The organism is Kribbella sp. NBC_00382 (assembly GCF_036067295.1).
Lineage (GTDB): Bacteria > Actinomycetota > Actinomycetes > Propionibacteriales > Kribbellaceae > Kribbella.
Genome location: NZ_CP107954.1, coordinates 1097549 through 1110516 on the forward strand (window position 1 = coordinate 1097549; position 12968 = coordinate 1110516).

Genomic DNA, 12968 nt, shown 5'->3' on the forward strand with positions numbered 1-12968 from the left:
ATCGCAAGAACACCGCTTCCGGTTACGAGGAGCGACTGCAAGGTCGCACATTACGAACAGCACGCAGAGTGATTACGGTCACCGCGAGCAGGTCAAAATGGCTCGGATCGGTAGTAGAGTGAGGACCATGAACTCGGGTCGCCGGCTATGGTCGGTGACCCGATCCCAAAGCGCCGGGCGCCTCACCCCGGCTTGAGTGAGCCCCTCGGGAAACGATTTGGGCGGAAACGTTCCCGAGGGGCTTGCTCCCTTTTACGGCAAAGAACAAACCCTCAGAACAATGTTCTGAGGGTTTTTCAGTTTCACTGGAATGCCTTCAAGTCCCGTGACCATCTTTGGTCACGGGACTTTGTTATCGCTGCGTCACGGTTTCGTCACAGCCCGCTTAGCCGAGGTGATCTCGACAATGGGCAGCCGCAAAGCGCCGGGCGCCTCAGCCGGTACCACTGGATGCGCCGGTGTGACCGGCGCCACATTCCGGTACTCCGAACCCAACTCCGGCCGGCTGTCGTCCTCGCCCTTGTTCGGCCAGAAGGCCAGCGCCCGCTCGGCCTGGGCGGTGATCGTCAGGGACGGGTTCACCCCGAGGTTCGCCGAGATCGTCGAGCCGTCGACGATGTGCAGCCCGTCGTAGCCGTAGACCCGGTGGTACGGGTCGACCACGCCGGTCGCGGCCGAGTCGCCGATCGCGCAGCCGCCGATGAAGTGCGCGGTCATCGGCACGTTGAACGGCTCGCCGATCGTGCCGCCCGGCGTGCCGCCCATCAGCTTCGCCATCCGCCGGACCACCTCGTTGGCGACCGGGATCCAGGACGGGTTCGGGGCGCCGTGGCCCTGCTTCGAGGTGAGCCGCCAGCGACCGAGCTTGTCCCGCTTGCCGTAGGTGGTGATCGAGTTGTCCGCGGTCTGCATCACCAGCGCGATCACGGTCCGCTCGGACCAGTGCTTCAGGTCGTACAGGCGACGCAGGTTCTTGCGCTGGACGGCCATCTCACGCAGCCAGGTCTTCCAGCGCGGCTTGTCGCCGCCGCCGTCGGTCAGCACGGTCTGCAGCAGCGACATCGCGTTGCTGCCGCGGCCGTACCGGACCGGCTCGATGTGGGTGATGTCGTCGGGGTGGAACGACGACGTGATCGCGACGCCCTTGGTGTAGTCGACCGACTTGTCCCGGGCAATTGCCCCGAGCAACGACTCCGAGTTGGTCCGGGTCAGGACGCCGAGCCGGTCCGACAGGTGCGGCAGCTTGCCCTCGTCGCGGAGCCGGTGCAGGAGTTTCGCGGTACCGAGGGCGGAGGCCGCGAAGATCACCTGCTGGGCGGTGAACTTGCGGGTCGCCTTCTTGTTCGACGTCCGCCGCGTCTCGATCGCGTAGCCGCCACCGGGCAGCTCCTCGACCGACGTCACCGTGGTCATCGGGTACACCTGCGCGCCGGCCTTCTCGGCCAGGTACAGGTAGTTCTTGGTGAGCGTGTTCTTCGCGTTGTGCCGGCAGCCGGTCATGCACTCGCCACAGTCGATACAGCCGGTACGCCGGGGCCCCGCGCCGCCGAAGAACGGGTCGTCCACCTCGACACCGGGCTCGCCGAAGAACACGCCGACCGGCGTCGGGTGGAAGGTCTCCCCCACGCCCATGTCGTCCGCGACCTGCTTCATCACCTTGTCCGCGGGCGTGAACCCGGGATAGGTGGTGACGCCGAGCATGCGCTTGGCCTGGTCGTAGTACGGGGCGAGCTCGGTCTTCCAGTCGGTGATGTGCGCCCACTGTTTGTCGGCGTAGAAGGCGGGCAGCGGTTCGTACAGGGTGTTCGCGTAGACGAGGCTGCCGCCGCCGACCCCGGCGCCGGACAGGATGATCACGTCGCGCAGGGCGCTGATCCGCTGGATGCCGTACATGCCGAGCTTGGGCGCGAACAGAAACCGTTTGGTGTCCCAGGAGTTCTTCGCGAACCCCTGATCCTCGAACCGCGGCCCGGCCTCCAGGACCCCGACGTCATAGCCCTTCTCGACCAGCCTCAGCGCAGAAACACTGCCACCGAAGCCGGAGCCGATGATCAAGACATCATGGTCGAAGCTCATGCGCGACCTAGTTTCTTCAGCACTCGCAGGGCTCCGGTCATCAGTTCGGCGTAGGCCTCGTCCTTGAGTCCGTGCGAGGCGGCGATCGGGAGGACCCGCTGGGTGGCGATCGCCTGCGGGTCGACGTACCGGCGGATGCCTTCGGCGCCCTGGCGGCGGCCGAGGCCGGACGAGCGCATGCCGCCCATCGGGGTGTCGATCGAGCCGAAGGTCGCGGCGTAGCCCTCGTTGACGTTGACCGTGCCTGCCACCAGCTGGGCCGCGACCGCGCGACCGCGGCGGCCGTCCTTGGTCCAGACGCTCGCGTTCAGCCCGTACTCGCCCTCGTTGGCGCGCTCGATCGCCTCCGACTCGTCGGAGAACCGGTAAACCGACACCACCGGCCCGAACGTCTCGTGGTCGAAGCACTCCATCTCGGGCGTCACGCCGGACAGCACGGTCGGCTCGTAGAAGAGCGGCCCGATGTCCGGCCGCGCCTTGCCACCAGCCAGTACTACGGCGCCGTGCTCGCGGGCGTTGTCGACGTGCCGGGTGACGGTCTCGAGCTGGGCCTTGGAGATGAGCGAACCCATGTCGACGTCCCAGCCGGTGCCGGCCGAGAGCTTGAGCTTCTTCACCCGGTCGAGGAACGAGGTGATGAACGCGTCGTAGATCTGGTCGGCGACGTAGAGGCGCTCCATCGAGACGCAGAGCTGGCCGGCGCTCGAGAAGCAGGCCCGGACGGCGCCCTCGGCGGCTCGGTGGACGTCGGCGTCCCGGAGTACGAGCATCGGGTTCTTGCCGCCGAGCTCGAGGCTGCAGCCGATCAGGCGTTCGCCGGCCTGCTGAGCGATCAGCTTGCCGGTCTTGGTCGAACCGGTGAAGCAGATGTAGTCGGTGTTCTGGATGATCGCGCCGCCGACGGTCGGGCCGTCACCGTTCACCGGCTGCCAGACGTCCCGCGGCAGGCCGGCCTCGTACAGCAGCTCGATCGCGCGCAGAGCGGTCAACGGCGTCTGGCTGTCCGGCTTGTGGACGACCGTGTTGCCGGCCATCACCGCGGGGATGCCGTCGGCCATCGCCATGCTGAGCGGGTAGTTCCAGGGCGAGATGATGCCGACGACGCCCTTGGGTACGAACCGCTGCTCGGCGCGGGTGAGCACCGGGAACATGCCGAGTTTGCGCTGTGGGGCGAGCAGTTCGGCGCCCTTGCGGCCGTAGTACCGGGCGGTCAGCGCGACGTGCGCGACCTCCTCGAAGGCTTGCTTGCGGGCCTTGCCGGACTCGGTGATCACCAGGTCAACGAGTTCGTGGCGGTGGTCCAGGACGAGGTCGTGATACCGCAGCAGGATGGCGGACCGGTCGGCGATCGACGTGCCCTTCCAGCTCCGCTGCGTCTTGCGCGCGGACCGCACCGCACGCACCACATCGTCCGGACCGGACACCGGCAACTCGGCAACCGGTTGCCCGGTAGCCGGCGCATAAGAGGTGCGCGTACCGGCCGAGGCGCGCAACAGACCAGCCAGCCGACGGATGACCGATTGATCGGTCGCGTACGACGCGGTCGGGTCGAGCTCAGGGTCGGCAGGGATCGAGGTCTGCTCGCTCATCCACCCAGGCTACCTGCCGGTAACAGCTCGTGTCTCTACTTTGCCACGGCACCGATGTAACGGTCGGGATCGCGCGCTAACCAGGGGCTATTGGCGCTAGGGTGAACGACTGAACCTGTGAAGGGGTGGAACGTAAAGATGGTGGACAGCGGGGGGCTCTGGACGCCCCCTGAGGACGAACTCGGTGAGGCTCTGCAGACAGCCCAAGTGCTGATCGAGGAGGGTCGCGCCGACGAGGCCGGGCCGTACCAGCAACGTGTCATCGAGCTGGCCAGGGAGCGCGCCGGGGATCGCCCGGACCACTACGAGGCCAAGCACCTGATGGCGGCTACGCAATACGAGCTGGCCGGGTCGCTGAACGCCTCGGGCCGGCACGAGGAAGCGCTTGCTGCCCTGCACGAGGCCCAGCTCGGCTATACCGAGCTGAGCGATGCCGACGTGATGGACTGCACCTCGTTCCTCGCCGACGTGCGCGCGCGACGAGCTATGACGCAGGCGCATCGCGGGTACGGAGCGACCGCGGTACTGGAGATGGACGGCGCGGTGATCGCGTACGGCCAGCTGGTCGGCGGCGCCGACGGACTCCTGCACCAGCCGGACTTCGCCCGGGTGCTCGCGATGAACGCGCTCGTCCTCCGCCGGTACGGCGATCCCGCGCTGGCCGTCGCGTCGGCCGATGCGGCGACCCAGCTTTTCCTGCAACTGGCCGACCAGATCAACGCGAGCTCGCAGTCCTTGTCGTACGCGCGCTACCTCTGCTCGGCGACGGCTGTCTCGGCCGACATCCACGCGGCCGAGGGACGGCTGGACCTTGCGCTCGAGGCCGACGAGATCGGTCTCAACACCGCGGACACGCTGGCCGACTCGGAGTCCGCGACCGATCTGCGCACGCTCGTCTCCGCGCTGACCCGCAAGGGCAAGCATCTCGGCATCGTCGGCCGGGTGCTCGAAGGCGAGAACTGCGTCCGTACCGCGTACGCGACCGACCCGACCACGGCCGCGCTCGTCGCCGAGGAGCTCGACCGCGGCATCCCGCCGTCGTTGACCACGGCGCTGGAGACGGCAGAGATCAAGCTCGGACCGTACGAGCAGTACCACCGGCTGCTCGCGTTGAGCCAACCCGCGCCGGGGATGACGCTGGCGACGGTGTCCGGCCGGACCGATCCGGAGTCGGCGGCGGTACGGGCCACCGAACTCGCCGAGCTGGTCCGGCCGATGCTCGCGCACGACGCCGAGACCGCGTTGACGCTCGGGCTCGAGGCGCACTACCTCTTCGCGATCTCGTCGGAGCGTGAGTCACAGCGGATGCGCTACGAGACGAGCACCTACGCGCCGATCTGGGCGAAGGTGCTGCTCGACATCTCCGGCGCGTACCACGCGAGCGGTCAGACCGAGATGGCGCTCGACCTGGCCGGCTGGAGTGCCGAGGTGGCGACCGCGCTGATCCCGTTCACGATGACGGATCTCGAGATGAAGATCCTGGCCGGCGACTGCCTGCGCCACCACGGTGACCTGCTGGCCGCGAAGGGTGACTTCACCGCTTCGCAGCATGCTCACGAGGCGGCGGCCCAGCTGTAACCATTGACCTGGTTCGGACCCTGAGCGCACGCTGGCGCTGATGGGGGAGGTCGTCATGGACGTTGTGGAACTACACCGCCGTGCCGTTGCCGAGTTCGTCCGGCAGGTGGGCGCGGTCCGTGCGGATCAGTGGGGCGCTCCGACGCCTTGCGAGGACTGGGATGTGCGCGACCTGGTCAACCACGTGGTCGGCGAGGAGCGCTGGACCGTACCGCTGATGGCCGGCCGGACGATCGAGGAAGTCGGCGATTCACTCGACGGCGACCTGCTCGGTGACGACCCCGCCGTGACTGCGAAGCAAGCGGCCGACGCTGCTCAGGGCGCGCTGGCCGAAGGCGTCCCGCGCGATGCGACCGTGCTGCTCTCGTACGGCGAGGAGTCGGCCGCGGAGTACGCGTATCAGTTGGCGGCCGACCATCTCGTGCACGGCTGGGATCTGGCCGTCGCGATCGGCGGCACCACGCAGTTCGATCCCGAGGTGGTCGAGGCGGTGGCGTCGTGGTTCGAGGACCGGGAGGAGCTCTACCGCCACGGCGGTGCGATCGGCCCGCGGATGGACGGGTTCTCCAGCGCCACCGATTCGCTGATCGGCGCTTTCGGCCGCGATCCGGCCTGGACGCCTGGTCATACCGCGGTCGCCCTGCTCGGTGCGGCTTTCGCCGTCGGGGATGTCGACGCGATCATGGAGCAGGTGACGGAGGACTGCGTCTTCGAGTCGACGTCACCCGCGCCCGATGGCACGCGGTTCGAGGGCGCGGACGTAGTACGGGAGCAGTGGCAGCGGTTGTTCGCCGAGACGCCGGATCCGCTCTTCGAGACCGAGGAATGGGTGGTGCATGGCGACCGGGCCATCGTCCGGTGGAGATTCTCCTGGGCTTCAGACGACGGCACTCGTGGCCATGTTCGCGGCGTCGACGTGCTGCGGCTGCGCGACGGCAAGGTCGCCGAGAAGCTCTCCTACGTCAAAGGCTGACGGTCAGGAGTCCTGGGTGGACTGATTCTCGGCTCGGAGGGCGCCGACGAAGAGGCCGGCTTCGAGCTCGGTCATGCCGGTCTCGCTGACCACCAGGGCGGTGGCCTGATGGAGCTCTCCGGCTACTTTGAGGGCGCGGGTGCGCTCGGCCAGGTTGTTGCCGGGCCTCCGTAGTACCGGCGTGTCGGTCACCGGTGGGACGTACCGGCCGAGCCGGATGTCCTCGACGATGTCCCTCGCGGGCTTGATCTGGATGCCGGTCCGGTCCATCACGTACTTGACCGCGAACACGGTCTTCTTGGTGGTCAGGAGGAAGCGGATCTGGTCGACATCCTCCGACGTGAGCCGGGAGCGCGCTTCGGCGAGCACAACGTTGTCGACCTCGGTACGGCGGCTGCTGAACAGTCCCATGGACCCAATCCTCGCAGACTCAGCAAACCGAGGTCGTCTCAGCGCGTCTCCGCCAGGACCTGATCGACAACTGGCCAGGCCTGGCCACCGAAGGCCCGATCGGCTGCCTCGCTCCCACCCCGAGCCATCCGCTGTCCGCTGGTCTTGACCTCCTCGCCGGGGAACACCAACCGATGCCCGGCTGTCTCGGAGCTGAGCACCCGGGTGGGCAGGCTGCCACGTCGCCTGGCGAGCTGCTCAGCGAACTCGACCGACGGCCAGAGCCGGTCGTCGCCTCCGGCGAGCAACAGCAGGTCGCCCTTGAACCGGTCGATCGGGATCTGCGCAGCCACCGCCTGATCGGCGAACCGGTCCAGGGACTGCCGGTAGAGCTCGAGGTAGCTCGGCGGGTCGTCCGTCGGCTCCCAGCCGAGGTCGAACGGGACGAACGGGAGCGGCTCGCCGCGGCGGGTGAACATCGACGTCTGTCTGCCGTCGCCGATCCAGGCCCACACGTGGGCGCCCGGGGCGATCGCGACCACCGCGTCGACACGCTCGTCGAAGGTCGCCAGCAGCATCGCGGCCACCGAGCCGTACGACATCCCCATCACGACGAGCCGGTCGTTGCGGGCGGCCAGTTCATCGAGGGGGAAGGACTCCAGCGGGATCTCGCTGATCGGCCCGTCGAACCATTGCGGTGCGACGACGTCGTACCCGGCGGCCTCCAGGATTGCCGCACGGTCGAGATCGGGCTTGCCGCTCGACCCGTGCAGCAGGAGGACGCCCGTCGTCACCCGACGACGACCTCGACCCGCTGGAACTCCTTGAGCTCGGTGTAGCCGGTGGTGGCCATCGCGCGCTTCAGGGCGCCGACCAGGTTCATCGTGCCGTCCGGGACGAAGGACGGACCGAACAGGATCTGTTCCATCGTGCCGCTGACGCCGACCTCGACCCGCTCGCCGCGCGGCAGGTCCGCGTGCCAGGCCTCGGCACCCCAGTGGAAGCCGCCGCCGGGCGCGTCGCTCGCCCGGGCCAGCGGTGAGCCGACCATCACGGCGTCGGCGCCACAGGCGATCGCCTTGGCCAGGTCGCCGGAGCGACCGACCGAACCGTCCGCGATGACATGCACGTACCGGCCGCCGGACTCATCCATGTAGTCCCGACGGGCTGCAGCGACATCGGCGACCGCTGAGGCCATCGGCACTGCGACCCCGAGCACCTTGCGCGTGGTGTGCGCAGCACCGCCACCGAACCCAACCAGTACTCCGGCAGCGCCCGTCCGCATCAGGTGCAGCGCGGCCTGGTGGGTCGCACACCCACCAACGATGACCGGTACGTCGAGGTCGTAGATGAACTGCTTGAGGTTGAGCGGCTCTGCCTGACCCGAGACGTGCTCGGCCGACACCGTCGTACCGCGGATGACGAACAGGTCGACGCCCGCGTCCACGACATGCTTGGCGAACTGCTTGGTCCGCTGCGGCGACAGCGCACCGGCAACGGTCACGCCGGAGTCGCGGATCTCCTGCACCCGCTGGGAGATCAGCTCGGGCTTGATCGGCGCCGAGTAGATCTCCTGCAGCCGCGTGGTGGCCTGCTCCTTGCTGATGCTGGTGATCTCCTCCAGCAGCGAGGTCGGGTCGTCGTACCGGGTCCAGAGCCCTTCGAGGTTCAGCACCCCGACCCCACCGGCCTTGCCGATCGCGATCGCGGTGGCCGGCGACATCACCGAGTCCATCGGCGCGGCCAGGATCGGCAGCTCGAACCGGTACGCGTCGATCTGCCAGGCGACCGAGACCTCTTCGGGGTCGCGCGTCCGCCGCGACGGCACGATCGCGATGTGGTCGAACGCGTAGGCCTGCCGGCCGCGCTTGGCCCGGCCGATCTCGATCTCGGTCATCTGAATCCTTCGGTGTTGGCGGTGCTCAGCGGCCGGAGTAGTTCGGCGCTTCGACCGTCATCTGGATGTCGTGCGGGTGGGACTCCTGCAGGCCGGCCGAGGTGATCCGGACGAACTGGCCCTTCTCCTGCAGCTCCGGCACGGTGCGGGAGCCGCAGTACCACATCGACTGGCGGAGGCCGCCGATCAGCTGGTGGGCGACGGCGGACAGCGGGCCGCGGTACGGGACCTGACCCTCGACGCCCTCGGCGATCAGCTTCTCGTCGCTGCCGACGTCGCTCTGGAAGTACCGGTCCTTGGAGTACGACTTGCGCAGGCCGCCGGACGACTGCATCGCGCCGAGCGAGCCCATCCCGCGGTACGCCTTGAACTGCTTGCCGTTGATGAAGACGAGGTCGCCGGGCGACTCCTCGCAGCCGGCCAGCAGCGAGCCGAGCATCACGGTGTCCGCGCCGGCGACGAGCGCCTTGGCGATGTCGCCGGAGTACTGCAGGCCGCCGTCGCCGATCACCGGTACGCCGGCCGGCTTGCAAGCCAGGGACGCCTCGTAGATCGCGGTGACCTGCGGGACGCCGACGCCGGAGACGACGCGGGTGGTGCAGATCGAGCCCGGTCCGACACCGACCTTGACGCCGTCCGCGCCCGCGTCGACCAGCGCCTGGGCGCCGGCCCGGGTGCCGACGTTGCCGCCGATGATGTCGACGCCACGGGTGGCCGGGTCGGCCTTGAGCTTGCGGATGATGTCCAGCTGGGCCTGCGAGTGACCGTGCGCGGTGTCGACCACGAGCACGTCGACGCCGGCCTCGATCAGCGTCATGCCGCGCTTCCAGGCCTCACCGAAGAAGCCGATCGCGGCACCGACCACGAGCCGCCCGGAGGAGTCCTTGGTGGCGAGCGGGAACTGGTCGCGCTTGACGAAGTCCTTCAGCGTGATCAGACCGGTCAGCTTGCCGGCCTCGTCGACCAGCGGCAGCTTCTCGATCTTGTGCTGGCTGAGCAGCTTGATCGCGTCGTCGGCGGAGATGCCCTGCGGGCCGGTGACGAGCGGCTGGCGCGTCATCACCTCGTGGATCGGCCGGGCCGGGTCGTTCTCGAACCGCATGTCGCGGTTCGTCACGATGCCGACCAGCACGCCCGCGTTGTCGACCACCGGCACGCCGGAGATCCGGTACTGGCCGCAGAGCGCGTCGGCCTCGCCGATCGTCGCGTCCGGGCCGATGGTGATCGGCTGCGCGATCATCCCGGACTCCGACCGCTTGACCAGGTCGACCTGCTGGGCCTGGTCCTCGATGGAGTTGTTCCGGTGCAGCACGCCGAGACCGCCCTGGCGCGCCATCGCGATCGCCATCCGCGCCTCGGTGACAGTGTCCATCGCGCTGGAGACCAGCGGGATGTTCACCTCGATGTTGCGGCTGACCCGCGACTTGGTGATGGCCTCCGACGGGATCACGTCGGACTCGTTCGGTTGCAGTAGTACGTCGTCGAACGTCAGTCCGAGCACGGCGAACTTGTCGGGAACTCCAGCGGGTGTGATGTCCATGAGGAAGGCAGGCACCTTTGCACAGCGAGAACGGGCTCCCATCGTATGCCGCCCGAACCCAGCCCCCCGAATCGGTCCTCCCCAACCACCCCAAACCCGACCCCCGAACAGAACCACTCCGCCGCGCTCGCACATACTTCCGCCGCCGTCGTTGCCGGAGGCAGCGATGGCGGCGGAAGGTTGGTCAGCGGTCGGACATCGGGGTGTTGAGCACCCCGAGGATCTGCCTGATGGTGACCGGTGCCATCGAACCGTGGGCCCGCGCAATGGCGGCGTGCCTGCCCTCGGCGTAGTGGCCCGTGGAGTGCTTGCCCTTGGAGTACTGCGCCTTGGCCCAGCCCAGCGCCGGCTTGCCGCTGGAGTGCTTGCCGTGGCCCTTGAAGCCCTTGCCGACGTACTGCGGCAAGCGGGCCGGCTCCTCGACCGGAGCAACCGTCGGCACCACCGCAAGCACGTTCTCGAGGACCTCTGAGACCGGGTCCTTGCCCTGCCCACTCTGGTCACCGACCTGGCCACTGGGCAGCTCCGCCACAGGCAGGTCGACGATCGGCTCGTCGGGCTTCGGAACCGCGGGCACGTCGGGCTTCGGGACCACGGGCGCGTCAGGCTTCGGATCGCTCGTCTGGCTGCCGGTGTCATCGCCGGTCTGGCCACCAGGCGTCTCGTTGTCGGTCCCCGTGCTCGTCTCGCCGCCACCGGTGCTCGGCACCGTGACCGGCGGCAAGGTGGTGACCGGGGTGTCGCCGGGGTTATCGGGCGGGTTCTCGGCCGGGTTGCCGGTCGAGCCGTTGTCGCTCGGCGGGGTCGACGGCGGCGTGCTGGGCGTCGTCTCGCTCGGCGGCGGCGTCTCCGGCGTACTGGGCTCTGTCGTCCCCGGAGCGGTCGGGTTGTCGGTCGGGGCGTCGGTCGGCTCCGTCGTCGGCGGGACGCTCGGCTCCGTCGTCGGCGGCTCGGTCGGCTGCTCGGTCGGCTCCGGGTCGGCCGGCTGCTCCGGATCGGCCGGCTGGACCACGATCGGCGTCTCGATCGGCGACGTCTTGTCCACTACCGGCGGCGGCACCAGGAACGGCGGCTTCACGACGACCACGGACTGGGCCGGCTCGTCGGCGGTACTGCCGGCGACGGTGTTGTCCTCCGGCGCCTGGCTGTTGTGCTCCTGCTGGCTCTTGCGGTAGTCCTTGCCGACCTTGACGATCTTGGTCTTGTCGACCACCGGCAGGCCGTCGAGCTCTTCCTTCGGGAAGCTCGTCTCCGGCCGCAGTCCGTCGGCGATCTTCTGGATCACCTTCTCGTACGGCGACAGCGGGTTGCCCGTGACGGCCGCGGCCACCCCGGACACCGACAGCGCGGCGACGGCGGCGACCCCGAGTGCCAGGCCGCGGGCGGCCAGCTTCCGGGCGAACGGATCGGAGACCGGGTTCAAGGCGGCGCAGCGCGCCAGGAAGTTCTCCGGGTCGTCGATCGTCTCCACCGGGAGCTCGCCCTCGACCTCCACCGCGAGCCGTAGATCGGCCAGCAGCTTCAGGGCCGGGTCGTGCTCGCCCGCCTGCCAGGCGGACTCCCCACCGGCTGCGAGCAGGTCGAGGAACGCGTCATCGGCTTCTAATGCGTCTAGATCAAAACGATCAGCCATGGTCACTCCTCCCCTGCCCCTCGTTGCAACTTTGCCTCATGCCCCACAAACCCCCTGAGCGTGTTCAACGCCCGATGCTGTGCGACCCTCACCGCCCCCGGTGTCATCCCCAGTGCCCGGCCGGTCTCCTCGGCTGACATCCCCGCTACCACCCGGAGCCGCAGGATCTCCCGCAACTTCTCCGGCAATCTGTCCAGCAGCCCCACGATGTGCTGGACCTCTGAATGTCTGACCGCGTGTTCCTCCGGCGTCGGCGACTCGTCCGCCCCGTCCGGAAGATCCGGCGTCGACAAGTCTGCCACCGCGAAGGCACGCTGCGCATCTGCGACCTTACGGGCCGCGATGCCGTAGACGAAGGCCTCGAACGGCCTTCCTTCGTCGCGGTACCGGCCCAACGCGCCGAAAACCGCGACACACACTTCCTGCGCGACGTCATCGACCATGTCGGCCCCACCGGGATACGTCCACAGCCTCGAGCGCACGTAACGGTGCGCGACGGCACGGACCCGGGTGAGCAGGTCGTTCAGTGCGTTCCGATCACCTGCGGCCGCCGAAGCGGCGAGATCACGAAGCTCCACGCGATCATGGGTGTTCGGCACTTGGACCTCGGTCACCCCTCGCCCCCCTATTTCACGGACTGACCAGCCTGCAAGAGAATACGACGCCCGACCCCCTTTGCCTAGTGGCAATAGGTGATAACCGAGCTTTTTTCACTACGATCAGTGATCGGCGGCTGGGTACTAAGAAGTAAGTACCGCCCCAGGCCCCAGCACCGGTACTCCGCTGCGCTCGACCAGCAGCGTGAATCGTCCACCGCCCACCCCGGTCAACTCCAGCCCGAGCACGGTGACCGGCTTGCCATCGGCGGTTCGTAGTACCGATCCCGCCCCGACCTTCCCCGTAACGAGCTGCCCCGCGACGAGTAACCCACCCCGCGAGGCCAGGTCGAAGACCTCCTCGACCGAGAACACCACCGGCGCCACCTCAGCCGGTACTTCCAGCCAGCTCTCCCGCGGCAACCCCTGCTTCCGTGGGAACCCCGGCTCGGTGGCAGGCCCGTGCGCCACCCCGACCATCTCGTAGTTCCCGCACCGCAGACACAGGAAGCCGTCCCCCAGCATCAGGCCGTCCTCGCTGCCGTACATGTCCTCGAGACACTCGTGCGCCCCCTCGTCCAGGCAGCACGGGTCCTCACCCCCATGGACGTAACAAACCACCGCCACCCGCTCAGGGCAGCCATAGGCGTACTCGCAGCAGTACTTCACGCCCTAGACGCTATCCAAGGCCCAGGG

11 protein-coding genes are annotated in these 12968 nt (G+C 68.4%); 2 read left to right on the forward strand and 9 right to left on the reverse strand.

What is annotated here, in order from left to right; genetic code table 11:
* Positions 1–363 precede the first annotated feature (363 nt).
* Entirely contained in the window at positions 364–2076 is a 1713-nt protein-coding gene (locus tag OHA70_RS05395; RefSeq protein ID WP_328329184.1) for a GMC family oxidoreductase, read from the reverse strand.
* On the reverse strand, positions 2073–3665 hold the full coding sequence (locus OHA70_RS05400; RefSeq protein ID WP_328329186.1) for a succinic semialdehyde dehydrogenase: 1593 nt from the start codon (positions 3663–3665) through the stop codon (positions 2073–2075). Before OHA70_RS05400 ends, OHA70_RS05395 begins: the two co-directional genes overlap by 4 nt.
* A gap of 138 nt (positions 3666–3803) precedes the next feature.
* Between OHA70_RS05400 and OHA70_RS05405 the strand changes: the two genes are divergently transcribed.
* Positions 3804–5243 carry a hypothetical protein gene (locus OHA70_RS05405; protein ID WP_328329188.1) on the forward strand — a complete coding sequence of 480 codons (1440 nt, stop codon included), beginning with the start codon at positions 3804–3806 and terminating at the stop codon, positions 5241–5243.
* Positions 5244–5298: 55 nt separating this feature from the next.
* Entirely contained in the window at positions 5299–6216 is a 918-nt protein-coding gene (locus tag OHA70_RS05410) for a TIGR03086 family metal-binding protein (RefSeq protein WP_328329190.1), read from the forward strand.
* A 3-nt stretch (positions 6217–6219) separates the two neighbouring features.
* On the opposite strand, the gene OHA70_RS05415 is transcribed toward OHA70_RS05410, so the two are convergent.
* The 7 genes from OHA70_RS05415 to OHA70_RS05445 all read right to left on the reverse strand — a co-directional run bounded on the left by OHA70_RS05415 (position 6220) and on the right by OHA70_RS05445 (position 12941).
* Positions 6220–6627, reverse strand: a complete 408-nt coding sequence (locus tag OHA70_RS05415) for a hypothetical protein (protein WP_328329192.1) — start codon at positions 6625–6627, stop codon at positions 6220–6222.
* Between the two features lie 38 nt (positions 6628–6665).
* Complete coding sequence (locus OHA70_RS05420; protein ID WP_328329194.1) at positions 6666–7400, reverse strand: alpha/beta fold hydrolase; 735 nt, start codon at positions 7398–7400, stop codon at positions 6666–6668.
* Entirely contained in the window at positions 7397–8503 is a 1107-nt protein-coding gene (locus OHA70_RS05425; protein ID WP_328329197.1) for a GuaB3 family IMP dehydrogenase-related protein, read from the reverse strand. The genes OHA70_RS05420 and OHA70_RS05425 overlap by 4 nt, the downstream gene beginning before the upstream one ends.
* A gap of 25 nt (positions 8504–8528) precedes the next feature.
* Positions 8529–10043: an IMP dehydrogenase gene (gene guaB / locus OHA70_RS05430; protein ID WP_328329201.1), complete on the reverse strand. Its 1515-nt coding sequence runs from the start codon at positions 10041–10043 to the stop codon at positions 8529–8531.
* A 184-nt stretch (positions 10044–10227) separates the two neighbouring features.
* A complete protein-coding gene (locus OHA70_RS05435; protein WP_328329203.1) occupies positions 10228–11676 on the reverse strand; it encodes a hypothetical protein in 1449 nt (482 codons plus the stop codon).
* A gap of 2 nt (positions 11677–11678) precedes the next feature.
* Complete coding sequence (shbA, locus tag OHA70_RS05440) at positions 11679–12290, reverse strand: RNA polymerase sigma factor ShbA (protein WP_328329205.1); 612 nt, start codon at positions 12288–12290, stop codon at positions 11679–11681.
* A gap of 126 nt (positions 12291–12416) precedes the next feature.
* Positions 12417–12941 carry a hypothetical protein gene (locus OHA70_RS05445; protein ID WP_328329207.1) on the reverse strand — a complete coding sequence of 175 codons (525 nt, stop codon included), beginning with the start codon at positions 12939–12941 and terminating at the stop codon, positions 12417–12419.
* Positions 12942–12968: the final 27 nt, after the last annotated feature.

Coding starts and splice junctions, on each gene's coding strand:
- OHA70_RS05405 (WP_328329188.1), top strand. CDS start 3,804: ATGGTGGACAGCGGGGGGCTCTGGACGCCCCCTGAGGACGAACTCGGT.
- guaB (WP_328329201.1), bottom strand. CDS start 10,043: ATGGACATCACACCCGCTGGAGTTCCCGACAAGTTCGCCGTGCTCGGA.
- OHA70_RS05435 (WP_328329203.1), bottom strand. CDS start 11,676: ATGGCTGATCGTTTTGATCTAGACGCATTAGAAGCCGATGACGCGTTC.
- OHA70_RS05400 (WP_328329186.1), bottom strand. CDS start 3,665: ATGAGCGAGCAGACCTCGATCCCTGCCGACCCTGAGCTCGACCCGACC.
- OHA70_RS05395 (WP_328329184.1), bottom strand. CDS start 2,076: ATGAGCTTCGACCATGATGTCTTGATCATCGGCTCCGGCTTCGGTGGC.
- OHA70_RS05425 (WP_328329197.1), bottom strand. CDS start 8,503: ATGACCGAGATCGAGATCGGCCGGGCCAAGCGCGGCCGGCAGGCCTAC.
- OHA70_RS05410 (WP_328329190.1), top strand. CDS start 5,299: ATGGACGTTGTGGAACTACACCGCCGTGCCGTTGCCGAGTTCGTCCGG.
- OHA70_RS05415 (WP_328329192.1), bottom strand. CDS start 6,627: ATGGGACTGTTCAGCAGCCGCCGTACCGAGGTCGACAACGTTGTGCTC.